The organism is Bradyrhizobium sp. CIAT3101, from assembly GCF_029714945.1.
Lineage (GTDB): Bacteria > Pseudomonadota > Alphaproteobacteria > Rhizobiales > Xanthobacteraceae > Bradyrhizobium.
On record NZ_CP121634.1, the window covers coordinates 8,268,893 to 8,288,241 of the forward strand.

The following is a 19,349-nucleotide window of genomic DNA, read 5'->3' on the forward strand; positions in this document are numbered from 1 at the left end:
CGACGGCACGCTGTGCTATGATCCGCAAGCTCTTGACGGCTCGGGGAGGACGCAGGCGCTAGTTCCGCCGTGAAGCCAGATCAGCTTGCAGACTCGTGTGGATATGCTCACGGGTGAGGAGGAAGTCTGGATCTCCCCCGATCTCAACAGCGACCGTGGCGTGGTTCAGTGATATATCTGGCTGGCCATCGTTGAAGTACTCTATGGCGAGGTTGTTGTGCGTGAGCGCGTGCCGAGGGCTAATTTTAAGCGCTCGAAGATAGTGCGAGATGCTCTCGTTGGCCCTGCCGAGCTCAGAATAAGCGAGGCCAAGATTACTTTGCAAATCGGGGTTTTTGGGGTTGATCTCGGCTGCAGCTACATAGGACTCCAGAGCAGCTTCCGGCCTATCTTGGCGCATCAAGATGTTGCCCTTCTCGAAGTGAGCTCGCCATTCGTTTGGCTTGATGACAAGTGCTCTGTCGAGATCGGCCAAAGCCCCCGGGGCATCTCCCATTCGGTCGCGGAGTGCGGCCCTGTTAAGATGGGCCTCGTAATAGGGTGGGCAAAGCTCAATGGCGCGCGCATATGCCTCCAGAGCGTCAGCTTCCCTTCCGGGTACTTTTGAAAGCAGGTTCCCCAGGTCGTTATGATACTCTCCATAATAGGGATCGTAGGCAATCGCCTCACGTAACTGCTTTTCAGCACGATTGAGATCATCGACGAGTTCATAGACCTGACTTGTGTTGTAGATCAGAATCGACTGGTGAAGCTTGAAACGCTTGTCGCCATAGACCTCCAGCATCTTGTCATGGCCTTGGGCGCAAAGGGCAAGCGCCTCGTCATACTTCTGCTGCTTGGCCTTGATGTACGCATATGCGTTCTCTGCAAACACCTTGATGTAATGATATTTGTCGTGATCTTTGAAGTCCCGTTCGATGGTCTCCAGATTGCGCACGGCATACTCTTCGGCCACCGAGAGGTTGACCGGCTGCTGATACCGTCCGTACGTCATTGATTGGGCATAGAGAACGGTCGGTGTGTATTGGCTCTTTGGAAATGCCTTGTAGAATTCATCCAGATAGGGAACCGATACCCGCCCGCAACCTAGCGAGTACAGCACGAAAGCTGCGCTGATGAAGGCGGCGTTGACCGGAGCATCGCCCGACCCGTAGGCGCGAAGCGCAGGATCAGCAAAAATTTCGCTGAAGTAGCCAAACCAAAGATCATACAGGCCGATGCTCTGGAGAATCTCACTCGGTTCTGCGAGCAATTCCAAGCGCTTATATTTGTCTCGGACCGAGAGCGCATGAAGCATGATGAGCGGCGCTTCGCCCGCCATATAGCGATCCAGGCAAGCGCGGTGCAGCTGCTCGTGCAGATGATCTGCGGTCGCGTGCTCAAAGACTGCATAGTTTCGTTGCGCAATCAGATTAGGCGTCGTGCAATCCGACTCGATGTACGATTTAAGAAGTCTGTGTCGTTCACCGGCGTTGAGGCTGGCTAGATAGAGGTCCACGATCGCAATCGGGTCGAGATAGCCGATCACCGGCAATCCGGCTGCCTCACATTTGCTTAAGGCATCCGCGACCAGCGGATTTCCGCCGCTTGCTTCATAGATCTGCCGTTGTTTCTCCAAAGCGAGATGCCGATCAAGGATCTGCCCCAGTTCCTGTGAGCTATATCTACCGAAATGGACTTCGTTGGCGCCGGGAAAATAGAGGCGTTGTTCGTAATCGATCAGGACAAAACGAAACAGACGCGCATTGTCGTCCAGCCTGACGAGCAGCTTGATTAGATTCTTCGTCGAATTGGACAGGGCGGCCGCCCGGTCGATGATGATGATGTGACGTTCTTTGCGCTCCCGGGCACATTCCATCAGGAATTCGGCTAATCCGACCAAGAGTTTGTTTTGATATTCATGATGATAGAAGCGTGTACGCTCCTCCCTGCTCGAGGTATTGGTGAGATCCTTCGGCACGGTGAAGGCATCGCTGACCAGGAGAGGGAACAGCCGCTTCAGGGATTGTTGTGCCGCCTCAACCAGCTCTGGCCTATTTTCGGCAGCCCACTTCAGTTCGGCGTCGATGAGCGTTTGCAGACCGGCAAGATAGCCGCCGGTCCGCCAGTCGCCGTCGGTGACTGACAGGCCGGAACGAGAGCTCGCGAGTGCCGACTTGATCGTTGGCACCGGTGCCATGCCGGCTTCTGCCTTCAAGATCGTGATCGGACTGACCTCGACGGATGATGAGATGGCCGGAGCGATGCGCCGCTGGATCAAATCAACCATTTTCCTCTCCCGAAACCTGTCACAAAGGAGGGCGGTCGTACGGACCACCCTCCGCTGCCGCTTGGCTCTCATCAGGTAGATGCATTCAAGGCACCCATCGAACCACCCTAGACCGTCCCCTTGTACGGAGTGGTGGTGCGAATGGTGGTCCTGATCTCAGCGATCTTCTTTTTCATGACGCTTTCCTTTCCATTTGAGGCACGAGGACCGAGCGGCCAGTCGTGCGAGGAAAAGATAGCGCGTTGGCGCACTAATTCGCAGCGAAATTCCTTCGCAGTCGCTGTCAAGAAAATTCAAAGTCGGCCCGAATTGACTTTGGCCAGTACATTGGCACCTGTGCCGTTTACAATGCGCCGTCTAGATACCGCATTGCACGAGCAACTGCGGCTCGCGTTGGCTGAAAGTCGATCACGCGATCAGTCTCTTATTTTTCTCATACGCAGATCGCGACCGGGCCGATGACGCAGCACGGATTGGTTTCATGCTCCCGCGCGTTACCTTAGCGGTGCCCTACAATTCGGACGTTCCCGAGAGCTAACAACGGCTCAAGCAAGACCGGCCCAGTTACGAATCGCCTGCTCGCGCCTGAATGACCGCACCACCCTGCCGTACGGAGCCGAAATTCAACATCGATCACATTCAACCTGATAGCGCTGTCAACAAAAATAACTCGTTTAAATTGCTCTGGAAGAGTCTTATAACGAAGTCCCTCTCCGCTACTGGAGCGATATGGAGTCGTAAATGTCTGAAGCAAGGTGGAAGTTGACGAAGTGTATGGGTGCGGCCTGCCTAGGCCTACTCCTAGCGGCGCCGGCAAAGGCGCAAGCGATCTGGACCTGGACCAACCAATACGGATCAACCCTAGCGGTAGACAATTATAATCCGAACACAGGCGCGATTTCCGGCACTTATACGAACAATGCGAGCAATAGCTGCGATGAAGGTACTCCTCAAGCGTTGACGGGTTGGCTCGCGCAGACCACTAGCGGCGCGGCGATCAGCTTTTCGGTGAATTTTGTAGGCTGCGGATCGACAACGGTGTGGACTGGGCAGCTGAACGCTGCATCGGGATTTCAGGGACTCTGGCTACTTTCGCTCGCCGAACCGGTGGCATGGAATGGCATCAGCGCCGGCGCGGACACGTTCACCTTTGCAAGCGGCGACAAAGCGAAACTGCCTTCCGCTAGCGGAGAGGTGGCCAAGAGCGGTGCAGGCGAGAAGCTATCGAATACAAAGAACCGCAAATGACATGACCTGCCTGCGGCAAGAGAAAGAACGTCATCACGCTAATCTCTTATCCCGCCTTTATCATGCGCCGACGCTCGCTCCAAAGCTGATTTGATATCGAACTCGAGATCGATCCCTGCCGAGCCTGAATCGCCCACCTGTTCAGGCTCGGTCTTGTCGTTGGAATTCTAGGGAGGCTGACGTATCGATGGGCCAAGGTTCGAACGCTCGCGCCTGGCCCTTTTTGCGCACATCGTCGGGATCAAGTTACGCCTTAAGCCGATTTGGCGTGATGTCCTTTAGCAGGTCCGCTCCGAGAGTCGCCCACGCTGCGGACAGACCTTAAACCCGAACGTCCTCTACTTAGGCGTTCAGACAGGAATGTGATCATTATGGATAGCCAGGAGTTTGAGATTACCGGCGATGCACGTTGCAACAACTAGAATGATTGCCATTCCGATCATGCCAGCTTCAAAGGATCCTGTTCTGTCCTTAAGAAAGCCGACCATGTAGGGGCCGACGAAGGCGCCAAAGGCACCAATTGAATTGATAAATGCGATGCCTCCGGCGGCAGCGGGACCGGTAAGAAAACTCTGCGGGATCGTGTAGAGGATTGTGCGCGCGGAAATCGTGCCGATCAGAGCAAGTGTCATGCATGTGAGCGCCGGTACAAGCGACGTGAGCATTACCGATAAGACAAGTCCGGTGGCGCCGAGCATCAATGCGGCGATCAGATTAGAGATCTTTTGCCCCTTGCGATCGACAAGGCGCGCCCAGAGCAACATGCCTATTGTCACAAAGAAATAGGGCATGGCTGAGAGCCAGCCAACCTGCATGTTGTTCAAGTTGTGGCTCTTCAAAATCAGAGGGAGCCAGATACCGATCCCATAGGAGCTGATCGTGAAGGCGAAAGTGATGCCCGTCAACATTACCACGCGAACATCCTTTATCGCAGCCCAGAGATCCTTTCTGACTCTATCGTGCTTTTCCCCAGCGAGCTCGTCCAGCAACGCTTCCCGCTCGCGGGGCGTCAGCCACGCTGCTTTGTCCGGTGTGTCGGCTAGCAGAACGAGACATAGGAAGCCGAGCAGGCAGGCCGGAAGACCTTCGATGAGAAACATCCATTGCCAGCCGGCCAGCCGCCACACTCCATCCATTCCTAACAACGAAGCCGATAGCGGATTGCCGATCAAAGAAGACAACGGTGTTGCAGCCATGAACCAGGCGAGGACCCCGGTTCGCGATCGCGCCGGAAACCAGATCGAGATGTACCAGATGACCCCGGGAAAAAAGCCTGATTCGAAAACACCCAAAAGAAAACGGATCGCGTAGAAGCTGTATGGTCCGGCGGCGAACGCCGTCGCCGCGGCCGCAAGGCCCCAGGTCATCATGATACGAGCCAGCCAGCGGCGCGCACCGGAGCGATACATCATCATATTGCTGGGTATTTCCAGCAGGCAGTAACTAAAGAAGAGGATCCCGGCGCCCCAGCCGAATTGTTCGGCACTTAGGCCAATGTCGTCGTTCATCTGTAACGCGGCGATGCCGACACTGGTACGGTCGAGGTTGTTGAAGAAATAAGCGATGCCCAAAAGCGGCACGAGCCGCCGCGTATTCTTGGCGACAGCGTTCCCGACCAATCCAGACCTCACCTTGTCCTCGGCACGACACTGGTCACCAACCAACTCCAACAATTCGTTACGCTCCTAAAACAAGTCGCTGCTCACCGCACATTTTGCTCAAGCTTTGGAGCTGCACTGCGACACCAGGCTGATATTATCGAAACCCACGGCCGGAGTGTCCGATCGAAGATCGACAACACTTCTACGGGCGGCGCCCGCGCTCAGGATTTAACCTAGCGACGCATCGAATGGATGGCCCATCGTGCATTGCTTCTAATTGAGGGCGGGCGACTATCCCTCATATGCGAGGTGCCAGCCCGAGCATCGCCCGAGCCTCCACTGCGGTGGCAGGCTCGTACCCAAGTTCTCGGATAATCCTTACCATCTTTTCGACCAGCCGCACGTTAGTGGCAAGTGTACCCTGCTCGAGGTAGAGATTGTCCTCTAGCCCGACACGAACATGGCCACCGGCGAGCACTGCGTGAGTCGTTGCGGGTAGCTGCGCTCGACCGATCCCACTAACGCAGAACATCGCTCCCTTGGGAAGATTCCCAATCAGCATATCGAGGATTTGCGGAGTGTAGGGCAATCCGCCCTGAATTCCACGATCGGCTCCAAGAACGAAATTGACCCAATAGGGCGGCTTATCGAAACCTTTATTGATGAGGCGCACCGGATCTTGGACAAGGTGGGAAAGTGAGAAACATTCCCATTCAGGTTTGATGCCCGTCTTTTGGAACCGTTTCGCCATGATGTCGCAGCGGGTCGGCGAGGTGTTAACGACAATCTCGCGTCCGCCAAAGCTGGCCAGAACAGTGTGAGCGTCAAACGTCGCCATGTCGGCGCCGGCCTCGAGTCCTTTTAGGCGCTCTTCGAATATAACCTCGTCAAGCCCGGGCTCTAGGGATCGAACCATGTCTCCATCAACACCCCCGCCAGTGCTGTTGTTGATGATGATGCCGCACTTTTTCACGATCCGAGAATTGATGTCTTGGTAGATTGCCGGATTACAGGTTGCGCCGTCGTCCGTCCTGCGCGCATGCAGCGCCACGATAGAGGCACCTGCATCGTAGCACCGGTACACATCCTCGGCGATCTCGCTGGGCTGGGTCGGCAGATGTGGGTTTTGCGGTTTTTTCACCACACCTCCCGTCGGAGCAATCGTGACAATCACTTTGCTCTCAAACTTCATGCTACGTCTCCTGTCATCGATCGCTTAGCTCATTCAAGAGCGGATTTAGATCTGCTCCGGACGAGTCGTTTGGCACGGGCGCCGCCGCATATTACCTCAACGCATGTTTTGGCTTCTGCAGCACGTCATCCGCGATGATCTGCGCTCTCCTGCTCGCAAACGGAGCTGTTCAGCTCGTGCGATAAGTGGGCGGCGAGGACGCCACTTCGGCGCAACCGGCGTGTTCCGGTCATTTCATTCCTGCGGCGGGTCAGATTTCTGCATACGCAATGCCCGTGAAGTTGCCCTGGGACCAAAGGAGATTGTGTTTGTTCTTTCCATCAAGGTCGGCGGAATAGATCGAACCGGCGAGGTCCGTAACGAACATCTGATTGCCGGGAACGTCGAGTGCGATGCCGATTCCCTCCATCAGGTGCGTGATGAGAATTTCCGGCTCCGTCTTTAGATCGACGCGCGCGCGATTGACCGTGTTGCCACGCGGAGGATCACCGCGGTCGGTCCAATAGAGGACGCGGTTAGCGAGGTCCAACTCAAGGTGAATCGGCTCCGGCAAGCCATCGAATAGCACCTCGATGTCGGAGCGATTTGCCGGGCTCTCGCCGTCCGGAATGTCGATGTTGGCGCGAAGGATTCGGCCTAGACCGGCATTGTCCGGACCTTTCTGCGTCCAGTAGAGCTGGCGGCGCTCAATGTCGATGGTGACGCCAATGCACCACCTTGTCGGGTCACGGCGGTCCACCTCACCGCGGCCTGCCTCGATGAGCGTCTCTATCTTCGAGCCGTCGAGATTGCACCGCATAACCCGCATCCCTTCGCGGTCAGACCAGTACAGCTTGCCGCATCTGCGATCGAGCTGGATCTGCTTCGGCGTGAAAGTGGCACCGCGGGGAACGATGACTCTTCGAGCTGTTCCATCGATATCGGCGCGCTCGATCGAGCCATCGTTGACGGCGACACCGGACCCCATGTTGGTCCAATAGATATGACCAGCGTGGACATCGATTGCGACTCCGTCTGGAAGCTGACAATCGGTAACAATAACTTTTCGATCGGAACCATCTGGTTTCATCGCTTGAATGCGGTTGGTGCTCACCTCGAGAAAGAACAGCCGACGAACTGGGAACTCCCCGGCAAGCGACACTTCCGATTTGACGGCGCTAGCGTCCGTCATGTTCTCCCCTCACGATTGAGCGGATGTGCTAGACGCAGGATCGCGTTCCAGCCTGTATGATTCTTGCCGAACCGAAGCTTGCTCGTGCACGGGTGCGGACAGTCGTTTTCACACACGACCTTCTATCCCAGCTTCCCAGCGAAGGAATGCATTCTAAAGACGAAGATCAATACTTCGCGACCGCGTCACCCAAGCGGTAATTCACACGGACTAAACCGATGTCGATATCCTGACTGATGCGGGCGGTCCCTGCACGATCGCCCGCCGGGATGCCTACAGTTCCTGTCGAAAAAAAGAAGTCTACGTCCCGACGGCCCATGAACAAGTGATCGTACTCAATACCGACGGACCAATTCGGAGCGAAGCCAAATTCAAGGCCCGCGCCTACCGCACCACCCCAACGGGTTTCCCTGCCATTGTCGATTGCCAGCCCAGTTGCAAAATCTGAGACTCGATATTTCTCGCGGACGCCCGCAGCGCCCCCCTTCACATAGAGCAGCACATTATTCCAGACGTAACCGACCTGACCCGTGAATAACCCAAATGCGTCAATTCTAGATTCATCCTGGACGCCCGCGAAAGCAAGATTGACGTTGGAGCCCGCGAAATCTGCCCAGTTGCCCTGCGCCTCAAGGCCGAACACCGAGTTCGCTATCTGCCAGCGGTAGCCGACTTGACCGCCGGCGGTGCCTCCTGTCGCGTTATGGCATCCCATGGCGAGCGGCGGAGCAAAGATCAAGCTACCGGCGTTGACGACGTCCCAGCACTGATGTGCGGAGCCACCGCCCCCGTCAATGCCGACGTAGAAGCCGCTCCAATCGTAGATCCGAGCGACCATTGGGAGGGCTTTGATGGAGGGCTGCGCCGCCAAATCAGCGGCGGAGACCGGCGCGGCCAGCGCGATAAGCGCTATCGTGCCCAGCAGGACTGCTTTCATTTTTGGCCCCGTTCCCTTGATGGTTTATCGACCAACATAGCCATGTGTCGGCACTCTCCATCAATTGCCAAGGCTGGTAGTTGACTACACCGCAAGCGTTCCCTGAGCATTCGACTGAGGAACAGAAGCTGACGTCGGTGGCCAGGCATGCGCGATCGATTGGCACGCCAATTGCTGGAACAGGATTACGAAAGCAAGTCACCACCTCGATGGTTGAGAGGATATCGATGTTGGTTCTCATGGTACTCCTGTCCATTCTTTGCGCCACCCAGCGGGGCAGTTAATCAGGACATTGAAACGAATGTTGGCGCGCGGACCAGGCTGGTGCCAAAAAGATTAGCGTAACCGAACGGTTCGCCCCCTCTCCGACGGCGTGCAAGGACGTGATGAAAAGCTCGGGACGCTCGCGAAGGCACTCGGGCAGACACCTTCACTGGAGACCTTCGGGGAGAAATCCGCGCAGACGACGTCGATGCGGCGGCTAAAAGACATGGTAGATCCGAAAAACAAGATCAAAGACCGTCATCGCCCAGACGCCGATCTGGAAGCTAAGCCCGCGCTTAGCCAGCTGAAGACCGTTGACCCCGGCGCGATACAGCGAATGAGTACGAGGTCGGCGTCTCTCGGAGAGACTGGTCGGCCGAACGGCTGGTGAGCTCAGCTGGGCAAACCAAAACCCCTGCTCTGCCCCGCATTCGTTCCCGATCTGCCGGAACTCACTTGCTGGGGGCCCCGACACCAGAGGTTAGCGTGTTCGGGGCTGACATTTGATCGCTCGATGAGCGTGTCGTATTGTTGAACAGCATCAATGCCGCCCTCGCGATGCTTCATCAGCAGGTCGATCAGCCTGGATGCGAAGTTCTCCCGAACAACAGCGGCCTAGAAAAGCAGCGCGTCATCTCAGTGGTCTCAAACAGCGTGTCACCCATGCGGAACTTTCGAGGTCTTCTGGCGAGATCGCGTCTTCAGTGGCTGCTACTCGGCACGAACCTTCTTATCCAGGTGATCGCTCTCCGTGTGGGATTTTCTGCGCTGTCTGCCTCAAGACACCGATGCCTGAACTTCTACACGAAAGCCGACGCATTCCGGGGTCGTGGTACAAAGCACACATTTTCCTCTTCATAAATGAGGCTCGAACACGTCATTCGTGGCATGGCAATTGCTGCGACCGATTGCAGAGCGGGCGACGATGCGCTCTTGCAGTCTCCGGCCTCGGGGGTTCACATGCGGCCTTCTCAGTCGATCAATCGAGGCCATGCTGATGCTGTCGCCCGTGCGGAGTCGCCCTTGGTGTCGCGGCGCCGAGCTGAGCAAAGCGGCAGAGTTCGTTCCTACCGCATGTTGCTGCACAAAAGTCCTGAAAACGCGCCAGTGGCGATTTGCTGGTGTGTTTCCATGAACTGCATTTTCCATCGATGCCTTCCCCACACCAGGCGATTCCAGCGCACTAGCGCTGTTGCTAGCAATCACACCGAGACAAGGAGATGAGGATGATGAAGGAAGCCGGGATCAACCATGACGTCGACGGGGCAGCAGGCGCATTTCAGGACTTTGCCAAGCAAACCATCGGAACACAGACGGAGTTCTCGAAAAGATTTTTCGACATCTATTCGCATTGGCATGAGCGCATTCAAACCGAATCTACGCAGGCGATAGAGCTCTTGGGGAAGCTTACTTCCACGACCTCGGCAAACGATCAAATCGGCTATCTTCAGAGCTGGATGAAAGGTGCCACACAGCGAGCGTCGCTTGATGTAATCTACTCGATTGAGACCGCGAAAGCTCTCGCGAACGCTGACCTTCCGCTATTCGCCAGCCCGGAGCTCTTCAAGCCGACAACTCTCTTCCCGCATTTGGCATCGTTCAACTTGCCAGCCGGGGCTGGGATCAACTTCCACTACGGTTCTTGGCAGCTGCCGACGCTCCGGATCGAAGGATGTCGACCAGAGCGTTGAAAGTTGGGCTTTCTTACCAGGAGTTCAGAGGAAGACGGGGTCCTTCGGAAGGAGCGCCGCCAGCACATGTCATTGGCGCTCGTTGGTCGCAATGACGTTCACTTCCGACGCTAGCAACGCCACCAACATCATTTCGGACGGGCGATGATCGTCAGCCGAGCCGTGCGTGACCGCATTAGATCGGTTAGGCGAACCCGGCGGTGCCGTTGCGGGCGCCCCTTGTGCCGCCATCTCGGAGCAGCGGATGCCGGCAACTATCGACATCACGATGTTTTTGTCTCGGCTGTTAGGTTCACGAACGGTTGTTTGCCTTTTGCTAGCTCCCTTCGGAGAGCATCGACGTCCCAATGATGCCCTCCGAGGCCAATTGTGCGATCTCGGCGCAGGAGAGCCCGAGAAGACCCGATAATACCTCGCCGTTATGCTCTCCGAGCGCCGGCGCGGCTGTGCGGATGGCGAACGGCCCCGCACCATCGCGGATCGGCATTGACGGTTGTGGATGCAAACCAATGAACGCGCGTTCCACTTCCTGCAGAAATGCACGCGACCTGAGATGCGGGTCCTTGAGCAGGTCAGTTGGCTGCCGGGCCGCGCCGGCCGCAATTCGTCCCGCTTGCAGCTTCGACATCGCCTGGTCGGCGTCACGGGTGTGCGTCCAAGCTTCGATGGCCCTCTCTCTCTCGTCCTCGATACAGCGGCGAGCTTCTGCAGATTGCAGCGATGCATCTATCGCCCAGTCTGGCCGTCCAATGAGGATGGCAAGCCTCTGCCACATCTTATCGTCGATCGCGGCTAGCATGACCCAGCTATCCTCACCCAAGCACCGGAAGCAGCCATGCGGAACGAACTGTGGATGTCGAGTCCCATACTTTGGGGGCGACATGCCGCCAATCGACTGAAGGGTGATCCATGGCGCCGCAAACGGCATCATGCATTCGATTTGCGCAAGGTCAATGAACTGTCCGCGCCCGGTGCTGCGGGCGTGAATCAACGCGACCAGAACTGCGGCGCAGCCGTTCAATCCGCCGACGGCATCCCCAAAGGCGACGTGGCTCATTACGGGTGGCCCATCCGGATTTCCGACTACGATCGGCAACCCTGCCCCCTGCTCGAGCGTCGAGCCGTAAGCCCGACAATCGCGGTAGAGGCTGTTCGCGCCGAAAGCTGACATCGACAACATGACAAGCCGAGGATTGAGCTTTCGGAGCACATCGTAGCCAAGCCCGAGCTTTGGCAGCACATCAACCGAATAATTGTCTGCGACGACATCGGCTCCCGCCAAAAGACGCTTGGCAAGAGCGAGGCCTTGGGGCCGTGTGAGGTCGAGTGTGATGCCGCGCTTGTTGCGATTCATGATACAGAAGGCTTGGCTCCTTTCGTACATCTGAGCGTCGACGTAAGCGGGCCGCCGGTCGACGCCCCGCCACCAATCCGGGTATTTGGTGGACTCGATCTTGATGACTTCTGCACCAAGATCCGCCAGGGTGCGCGTGCACAACGGGCCCGCCCAGCCCATCGTGAAGTCGATAACGCGAATCCCGCGCAACGGCTGTCGTTCGGCATCGATGCAGGTGGAGGACCGCGGCGCAGCCAAGGACAGCTGCTTTCGGATATCGGCGACCGGTTGCTGCTCGCCGGGAGCTGGAACCTTGCCCCCTCGCCGCGGGGGCGTCAATGTCAACCGCTGCATCGACCCTACCGTCAAGCCCTCTTCTTGCCCTAGGACGACAGGCACGATTGCGCCGCGCTGCCTTTTTTCCGTGTCGAGGAGTAGATCGGATATGTCGGGTACTGGTACAATCGGGATCTTTCGCTTCAGTCCCTCCGCGAACCACTCCTGCGCAGTCCGCATCTTCAGCCGTGGCATGAACTGCCGTTCGATCCACTCAACGTGCTGCAGACGATCTTCGCCGAGAACCAGAGTCGGATCATCGCCAAGTTCGGACAGCTCAAGCATATCGCAGAATGCACGCCATTGTGCCGGCGTGAATGTGGTAACACCGAGCCAGCCATTTTTGGCTTCATAAATGCCGCCCGGAAAAATCGGCCAGAAACGGTTAATGCCAATCCGGCGCATGACCTCACCGCGCGCGGAAGCCTCGAACATGAGATATTCGCTGATAGAGAGGCTCGATTCGAAGATACTGACCGACCACGACCGTCCTGCCTGACCATCCATTCGTGCCACAGCCGAAGCAGCCGCCGCGATGAAGCCCCAAAGACCGCCGAGAATACCAGTCTGGAAATCCGGTGCGTGCAACGGCGGGCCCTCGGCCGGCCCAACAAGCTTGATTAGCCCCGCGAGCGCACGGATGGTTGCATCGGTTGCGGCGAATCCTGCATAAGGACCCGCGCGGCCGAACCAGCTCGCTTCGAGGTGAATTAATTTGGATCGCCGCTGGCGGATCGCGGCCATATCGACGGAGGGGCAATTCGTCGGATCAATGTCCCTGCCGTCAACCAGAATATCGCAGTTCTCGATCATCGCGGTCAGCTGCGTGACCGCGTCCGGAGCAGCGGGGTCAATGATCGTGCTCGACTTGTTGAAGTTCAGGAAAGCGAACCAAGCGCTCTGGCCCGTCGGAGTGAGCGGCGCGCAGCGCCGAATTGGATCGCCTGCCGGCGGTTCGATTTTCTGAACATCCGCGCCGAAGTCGGCAAACAATCGCGCGCAATAGCTGGTTGCCGCCGAGCTACCGATTTCGACGACCCGCAGATTCGACAATACTCCCATCGTGGCTCCATTGTTACAGTCAAAGGTCTTCAACCGCGAACTGTTGACTGTCACAATTGCTCGCGCCCGATTCGGCTTGAGCAGGAACCCTAGTGTGTGACAAAGCCGCGATAACCGCTTGCGGCAACTTCGTCGCACTTTTTTCGATAGTTGCCTACACCCCCGGTATAGGAGAGGACACGGCGCGGTTTGCCTTCAACGTTCGATCCCAAGTACCAGGAATTCGTCTTGGCGATCAGCATTGCCTTGGCGAGCGCATCGTGATGCGCCACCCATTGATCTTCCAACTCTTTGGAGGGTTCGATCACCTTGAAGTTCTTGTCGCGGAGATAGCTAATGCATCCAGTTATCCACTCGACCTGCTGCTGCAAGCAGGTGGTCTCGTTGCAAAGCGCGGCGGCGGGGGCCAGCGGCACCGCGGTCGTGAATAGATTGGGATAGCCGTGCACCTGCAACCCCATGGTGGTCCGGATGTCCCTTCCCCAATCCTCCTTCAGCGATCGTCCACCGCGACCGCGGATGTCGATGCGGGTTAAAGCGCCCGTTCCTGCGTCAAATCCGGTTGCCAGGATGATGACATCGAGCGCGTGAACTGTGCCATCGGTAGTCTGAATGCCCTCAGCCGTGATGCGCTCGATTGCGTTCGTCTTAACGCTGACAATTTCCACATTTGTTCGATGAAACGCCTCAAGGAAATTCTGCTCCAAGGGGACGCGATGGGTACCGAATCCGTAATCGCTCGGGATCAGCAGGTCGCACAGTTTTGGATCCGTGAGCCGCTCGCGCATTTTAGCGCGCACGAATTCGGAGATCTCAGCGTTCACCGCTTCATCGAAGAACAGTTCGGCGAAGGACGATACCCACAACTTCACAGAGCCATCGTTCCAGCAGTCTTCAAGCACCTTCCGGCGCTGTTGCGCTGACAAATCGGGCCAGGCGTACTCAACATCAAATTCAAAGCCCGTGAACGTGTGTGGCAGCCGTTCGGTAAGGACTTTGAACTTTGACTTGTAGGCTTCGACATCGGCGGCCGTGTACTTAGGATTCTTCATGGGGAGGACGTATTGCGGCGTGCGAACGAACACCTTGAGCTGGTCAACTTCTTCCGCGATCGTTTGGATGACCTGGATTCCCGTCGCTCCAATGCCAACCACACCGACGCGCTTGCCGGCAAACTCAACCAGCTGCCGGGGCCATCGCGCCGTATGGAACACCTGCCCCCTGAACGTCTCCTGCCCAGGGAAGGACACGTGGGGTGCCGAAAGCATACCGCAGCATGTGACGAGAAACTGCGTATCGATCACATCACCTTTGTCGGTCGCGACCACCCATCGCTCCGTCGCTCCGTTGAAATGAGCGCTCTGGACTCTCGTGCCGAACTGAATGTCCTTGCGCAGATCAAGCTGGTCCGCAACGTAATTCAGCCAACGTTCGATTTCGGGCTGGCTCGGATACCTTTCGCTCCAGCTCCATCCTTTGTAGAGGGTTTCCGAAAACAGGTAATGGTAGACGTAGCCCTCTGAATCGACGCGCGCACCAGGATAGCGGTTCCAATACCAAGTACCGCCGACCCCCGAGGCCGCGTCGATCGCCCTGACGTTCAGCCCGAGTTCTCGTAGCCGATAAAGCTGATAAAGGCCGGCTATGCCGGCTCCTATGACGAGGGCGTCGAATGTCGCTGTCGCACGCCCGCCACCACCATCGGGCTTATTCGTGGCCTGGATCATTTCTCCTCCCGGCTGTTCTTGCGACTTGGCAAGCAGGACAGCAAGGATCGTACCAATTGGTGGGCCGCGATAGTCAAGCGGAAAGGCACCCCCTTAGCAAGTCGGGACGACTGCGACGCCTTATGCGCTTTGAAGGAGTTGCGACATACGTCTGCAGTATGACACCGCCCCAGCAATCAAAGACGAGTGCGCATGGGAAATGTACGCGTGACGTTTATTTGTCCTCCTCGACAAGAGCTTCCGATTATTCGCGTGACGGCCTTTGCTCCAAACCGCGCGAACAAGTTTGTGAACCGTCAACTACCAACACTGGCAATTGATCGAGATGACAGACGCGTGTCACTGGTTGCTTGCTGAAGTCGGACTGCAGGTTTCCGACATGCACCAAAAGCTATTCGAGATGCAAAAATCGCTTTGAGAAGGACTTGCGGCAATGCATTCGTCTGCACTGACGTCACGCGCACAGACCTCTGAAGCCGCACCTGTTCCCTCTCCCGATATTGCTCAGATCATCAAGTGGCGCGACAGCTCCTATGCCGCCGATCTCTTTATCGCCGCGGTCTCATGGCTTGATCTCTTTACTCACCTAGATGGCCAGCCGGTAACCGAAGAGGAACTGCGAGTTCACTTCTCTCTTCGCGAGCGGCCAACACGGACCATGGTTCGACTCTTTGAATCGTGGGGCCTCATCTCCAAACAATCCGGCCGACTGCACGCAACCGCAACAGCCCTTCGTTATCTGAGTGGAACGTCCTCGGACAACATCTCGTCCTATATCGCAACGATGAAATATAAGCCTTCTGTTCGGGAGCTTTATGAGATCCTGCGACAGGACGGCTCCAATACCTGGCACATTGAGCCCGGCGTAACCAAGTCTTGGGACGCCTTGATGCAGACGGATGAGTTCGCAGATCTCAACACACGCGGGATGGAGGAACGGGGACGGATCTTTGCTCCGCACCTCGCAGAGCTGTTGGATTGCACGAACGATACCCACGTACTCGATGTAGCTGGGGGATCCGGCGTGTATTCCGCGCATTTGTTAATGCGCTATACTTCACTCTCGGCAACAGTCCTTGAGCGCCCACCCGTTGATCAACTTGCAAGGACGTGTCTGAAAGATCGTAGTTTATACCCTGATCGCGCGAATGTCATAGCTGGCGACATGTTCGTTGATCCCCTGCCTGCAGATTCTAGCCTCCACCTCTATTCGCACGTGCTACACAATTGGGGACCAGACAAGGTCAATCTGCTCCTGAGCAAGTCATTTAAGAGCATTGCCTCCGGTGGTCGAATAGCAATTTTCAGCTGCCACCCTGATGACCGCGGAGGGCGCCCATCCCCCTCGGCTGAAGCAGAATACTCTGTGCTCCTTACCACAGGTTACGAGGGCTGCTGTTACACCTTCGAGGACATGCGGGCCATGCTCGAGAGCACCGGTTTTCAGGAGGTCAACTACCACAAATCCATCTGCAATCGCAGCCTCATCGTTGCGAGAAAGAGCTCCTGACGCCAATGCCTCGTTGGAGCAACGCCTCATTTTGCTGCTGCCCCCAGTGAGGTGCGTGAGCACGCCATGCCTATTTCAACACGTATTTTGTTGTCGAAGCTCCGCACGGCCGGGTACACGGTCTTTTCCGGAGTACCGTGTTCCAATTTTGGCGATCTATTCGATCAAGTCGCTAAAGCTTCGGGATTCCTGACCGTGCCTGCTGCCAATGAGGGCAGCGCAGTTGCACTCGCTGCTGGCGTGGCCCTGTCAGGTCAACGAGCGGTGGTTGCGCTTCAAAATTCTGGGCTCGGAAACATCATAAATCCGATGACGTCTCTGTTGATGGTCAACCAGATTCCAGTGCTGCTCCTGTTATCCGTTCGTGGCCACCCCGATGAACCTGCCGACGAGCCGCAACACACGATCATGGGCGCCAAAACGAAATCTTTCTTGAATCAGCTCTCGGTCGAGTGGTGTGACTTTGATGGGACCGAGTCCGGCCTGGATCACGCGCTGGCGCAGGGCAACGATTCGTTTCGCCGCGGAGCTCCGTTTGCACTGCTGTTTCGGAAGGGCCAGCTGTCCGACTCCAGCGTGCCCGAAGGGCATGCTGACGTAATCCAGTATGGGGTGAGTGTAGGTCAAGCCATTGAGTCGATTAGCCGGCAACTCGAACCCGATACTCTCATTGTTTCCACGACGGGATACATCTCTCGTGAGCTGTTCCGCCTCCAGGATCGTCCTTCCAATTTCTACATGCAGGGCTCACTTGGACATTGTAGCGCGGTTGCGGCAGGGATCGCGCTGGCTTCACCGACCCGACCTGTCCTAGCGTTGGATGGAGACGGCGGCGTGCTGATGCACATGGGAATGCTGTCGACAATTGGCTATGCCAGCCCCCGGAATCTCATCCACGTGGTGTTGGACAACGAGGCGTATGTTTCGACAGGGGGGCAGCACTCGAGCTCACGAACGACCTCTCTCGAAGTCGTTGCGTCAGCCTGCGGGTATCGATCGGCTAATCGCTGTGAGCGAGCCGAACAAATTACGACAGTCATGCGGAAATGCTCCCGCAGCAACGGCCCTCATTTCGTGGTCTGCAAGGTCAACCGATGTCATCCTTCTCAGCTCCCTCGCGTCACTTGCCGACATTCTCCCCTTCAGAACAAGAATACGTTTCAGAGTTGCATCGGCATTGGCGACAACGAGATGGCGACAACCGAACGAGCGACATTTTTGTCATAGGTCCGTGGCCGCCCTGGGGGCAGATCTTCGTCGCTTTGATTTAAAAGCCATCAAGCTGGTTGTCGTCAAGGAGGTCGGCCTCCTACCTCCGCTTCGAAGAAATGCGATACGGCTCGTGGATCTCAAATCGACGCCTCAGTAGAGTTATACATGTACGATACCGATCAAGACTATCATCCTATGCTTATCGCAGGTGCGCCTGCTCATTCGGACGCGACGATCGACGTGAGGAATCCATTCACCGGAATGTTTCTTGGCAGAGTTCCACAAAGCAGACCGGAACATGCGCGCCTAGCATTTGAAGCAGCCGCGCGGAGTCATCCGCGGCTCACGCGCCGCGAACGAACGGATATCCTGCTGGGGACGGCAGGCGCCATTAAAAGAGATCAAGATCGGCTTGCTCGGCTTATCACGGCGGAAACAGGTCTGTGCCTGAAGGACTCTTTGCATGAAACCGGCCGTGCATGCGACGTCTGGTCATTTGCTGCCCATACGTTGATCCAGAGCGACGGCGAGATTTACCCATCTGACATTGGCGCCACCCCACATGATCGGCGCATCTTCTCCATGCGGACGCCCCTCGTAGGCGCGATCTCAGCTATCACGCCGTTTAACCATCCTCTCAATCTCGTCAGCCACAAACTGGCGCCGGCGATTGCCACCAACAACCGTGTCGTCTTGAAACCGTCCGAGTGGGCGCCATTGACCGCACTAGCCCTTGGCAAGATTCTCTACGAGCAGGGCCTGCCGGAGGGAATGCTTTCGATCGTGACAGGGGCTCCCGACAGCTTGGGAGACGCGATGTTTACCGATCCGAATGCTGAGCTCGTGACATTTACTGGCTCCGTTCGCGTTGGGCACCATATTGCGGAACGAGCCGGTTACCGGAAACTCGTCTTGGAGCTTGGTGGGAACGACCCGATCATCGTGCTTGAGGATGCCGATGTCGATCGGGCGGCGTATTTGGCTGTTCAAGGAGCGACCAGGAATTCGGGCCAACGATGTACAGCCGTCAAGCGGGCGTTGGTCGTTGATTCTGTTGCCGACGAATTTGCCGAACGGGCGCTGCATCACATGCGGAAACTCTCGACTGGCGACCCCAGCGATCCATCGGTTGACCTCGGGACTGTCATCAATCGAGAGGCTGCCCACTTGATTGCTCGGCGGGTTTCCGATGCCATCGATGCGGGTGCTACCCTGTTGCTCGGCAACCTGCCTAAGGGCGCATCGTATCCGCCCACCCTGTTGGATCACGTCTCACCAGCGTCTGAACTTGTTATGGAAGAAACATTCGGGCCGGTGCTGCCGATCATCCGTTGTCCTAACGATGTTGATCAGATCATATCGATAGCGAACGCGACCAAGTTCGGACTTTCTGCCGGAGTGTGCTCCAACCGGCTCGATCATGTGACGAAGCTCATCAACGGTCTCGCCGTAGGTTCCGTCAACGTGTGGGAAGTTCCGGGATATCGCACCGAATTGACCCCATTCGGGGGAATCAAGCAGTCTGGACTTGGGCACAAAGAGGGTGTGCTGGAGGCGATGCGGAGCTTCACGCAATTGAAGACCTACTCACTTCCATGGGCAGTCTAGGCCAGCGGCTTTACCGCTCCGCCTCAATCTCATGACGATCTTGCAAGAGTCGGCGGCAGCCGCCTGAGCTTAAATCACAGGCATCTTGTCGAAAACTCGCTGCTCCCGATCTCGGTATCGGGGTCGCCATTGGGGAAATAGACAACACACAGCCGGCACTGGTCGTCTAGCAGGCAGATGCGGAC

Annotated in this window: 12 protein-coding genes; 5 read left to right on the top strand and 7 right to left on the bottom strand. The window is 56.8% G+C overall.

Going from position 1 to position 19,349, the window contains the following annotated elements; all coding sequences use genetic code 11:
• Positions 1 to 58: 58 nt before the first annotated feature.
• Positions 59 to 2,269, bottom strand: a complete 2,211-nt coding sequence (locus QA645_RS38625) for a tetratricopeptide repeat protein (RefSeq protein ID WP_283046276.1) — start codon at positions 2,267 to 2,269, stop codon at positions 59 to 61.
• A gap of 741 nt (positions 2,270 to 3,010) precedes the next feature.
• Between QA645_RS38625 and QA645_RS38630 the strand changes: the two genes are divergently transcribed.
• On the top strand, positions 3,011 to 3,517 hold the full coding sequence (locus QA645_RS38630; RefSeq protein ID WP_283046277.1) for an avidin/streptavidin family protein: 507 nt from the start codon (positions 3,011 to 3,013) through the stop codon (positions 3,515 to 3,517).
• Positions 3,518 to 3,867: 350 nt separating this feature from the next.
• Here the strand turns inward: QA645_RS38630 and QA645_RS38635 are convergent, their stop codons facing one another.
• The 4 genes from QA645_RS38635 to QA645_RS38650 form a co-directional block, all read right to left on the bottom strand.
• Positions 3,868 to 5,190: an MFS transporter gene (locus QA645_RS38635; RefSeq protein WP_283046278.1), complete on the bottom strand. Its 1,323-nt coding sequence runs from the start codon at positions 5,188 to 5,190 to the stop codon at positions 3,868 to 3,870.
• Positions 5,191 to 5,416: 226 nt separating this feature from the next.
• A complete protein-coding gene (locus tag QA645_RS38640; protein ID WP_283046279.1) occupies positions 5,417 to 6,310 on the bottom strand; it encodes a 3-keto-5-aminohexanoate cleavage protein in 894 nt (297 codons plus the stop codon).
• Positions 6,311 to 6,560: 250 nt separating this feature from the next.
• Entirely contained in the window at positions 6,561 to 7,481 is a 921-nt protein-coding gene (locus QA645_RS38645; RefSeq protein WP_283046280.1) for a 3-hydroxyacyl-CoA dehydrogenase, read from the bottom strand.
• A 166-nt stretch (positions 7,482 to 7,647) separates the two neighbouring features.
• Complete coding sequence (locus QA645_RS38650) at positions 7,648 to 8,418, bottom strand: outer membrane beta-barrel protein (protein WP_283046281.1); 771 nt, start codon at positions 8,416 to 8,418, stop codon at positions 7,648 to 7,650.
• A 1,490-nt stretch (positions 8,419 to 9,908) separates the two neighbouring features.
• Here QA645_RS38650 and QA645_RS38655 point away from each other — a divergent pair.
• On the top strand, positions 9,909 to 10,373 hold the full coding sequence (locus QA645_RS38655; RefSeq protein WP_283046282.1) for a hypothetical protein: 465 nt from the start codon (positions 9,909 to 9,911) through the stop codon (positions 10,371 to 10,373).
• A gap of 316 nt (positions 10,374 to 10,689) precedes the next feature.
• Here QA645_RS38655 and QA645_RS38660 read toward each other — a convergent pair whose 3' ends face one another.
• Both QA645_RS38660 and QA645_RS38665 read right to left on the bottom strand, forming a co-directional pair.
• Positions 10,690 to 13,140, bottom strand: a complete 2,451-nt coding sequence (locus tag QA645_RS38660; protein WP_283046283.1) for a CoA transferase — start codon at positions 13,138 to 13,140, stop codon at positions 10,690 to 10,692.
• Positions 13,141 to 13,196: 56 nt separating this feature from the next.
• Positions 13,197 to 14,834 carry an NAD(P)/FAD-dependent oxidoreductase gene (locus QA645_RS38665; protein WP_283046284.1) on the bottom strand — a complete coding sequence of 546 codons (1,638 nt, stop codon included), beginning with the start codon at positions 14,832 to 14,834 and terminating at the stop codon, positions 13,197 to 13,199.
• A 433-nt stretch (positions 14,835 to 15,267) separates the two neighbouring features.
• On the opposite strand from QA645_RS38665, the gene QA645_RS38670 reads away from it, so the two are divergent.
• The 3 genes from QA645_RS38670 to phnY all read left to right on the top strand — a co-directional run bounded on the left by QA645_RS38670 (position 15,268) and on the right by phnY (position 19,164).
• Positions 15,268 to 16,344, top strand: coding sequence for a methyltransferase (locus QA645_RS38670; RefSeq protein ID WP_283046285.1), 1,077 nt, complete (start codon positions 15,268 to 15,270; stop codon positions 16,342 to 16,344).
• 66 nt (positions 16,345 to 16,410) lie between these two features.
• On the top strand, positions 16,411 to 17,571 hold the full coding sequence (gene aepY / locus QA645_RS38675) for a phosphonopyruvate decarboxylase (protein ID WP_283046286.1): 1,161 nt from the start codon (positions 16,411 to 16,413) through the stop codon (positions 17,569 to 17,571).
• Positions 17,572 to 17,721: 150 nt separating this feature from the next.
• Complete coding sequence (phnY, locus tag QA645_RS38680) at positions 17,722 to 19,164, top strand: phosphonoacetaldehyde dehydrogenase (protein ID WP_283046287.1); 1,443 nt, start codon at positions 17,722 to 17,724, stop codon at positions 19,162 to 19,164.
• Positions 19,165 to 19,349 lie beyond the last annotated feature (185 nt).

Coding starts and splice junctions, on each gene's coding strand:
- aepY (WP_283046286.1), top strand. CDS start 16,411: ATGCCTATTTCAACACGTATTTTGTTGTCGAAGCTCCGCACGGCCGGG.
- phnY (WP_283046287.1), top strand. CDS start 17,722: ATGTACGATACCGATCAAGACTATCATCCTATGCTTATCGCAGGTGCG.
- QA645_RS38640 (WP_283046279.1), bottom strand. CDS start 6,310: ATGAAGTTTGAGAGCAAAGTGATTGTCACGATTGCTCCGACGGGAGGT.
- QA645_RS38670 (WP_283046285.1), top strand. CDS start 15,268: ATGCATTCGTCTGCACTGACGTCACGCGCACAGACCTCTGAAGCCGCA.
- QA645_RS38630 (WP_283046277.1), top strand. CDS start 3,011: ATGTCTGAAGCAAGGTGGAAGTTGACGAAGTGTATGGGTGCGGCCTGC.
- QA645_RS38655 (WP_283046282.1), top strand. CDS start 9,909: ATGATGAAGGAAGCCGGGATCAACCATGACGTCGACGGGGCAGCAGGC.
- QA645_RS38625 (WP_283046276.1), bottom strand. CDS start 2,269: ATGGTTGATTTGATCCAGCGGCGCATCGCTCCGGCCATCTCATCATCC.
- QA645_RS38650 (WP_283046281.1), bottom strand. CDS start 8,418: ATGAAAGCAGTCCTGCTGGGCACGATAGCGCTTATCGCGCTGGCCGCG.
- QA645_RS38645 (WP_283046280.1), bottom strand. CDS start 7,481: ATGACGGACGCTAGCGCCGTCAAATCGGAAGTGTCGCTTGCCGGGGAG.
- QA645_RS38665 (WP_283046284.1), bottom strand. CDS start 14,834: ATGATCCAGGCCACGAATAAGCCCGATGGTGGTGGCGGGCGTGCGACA.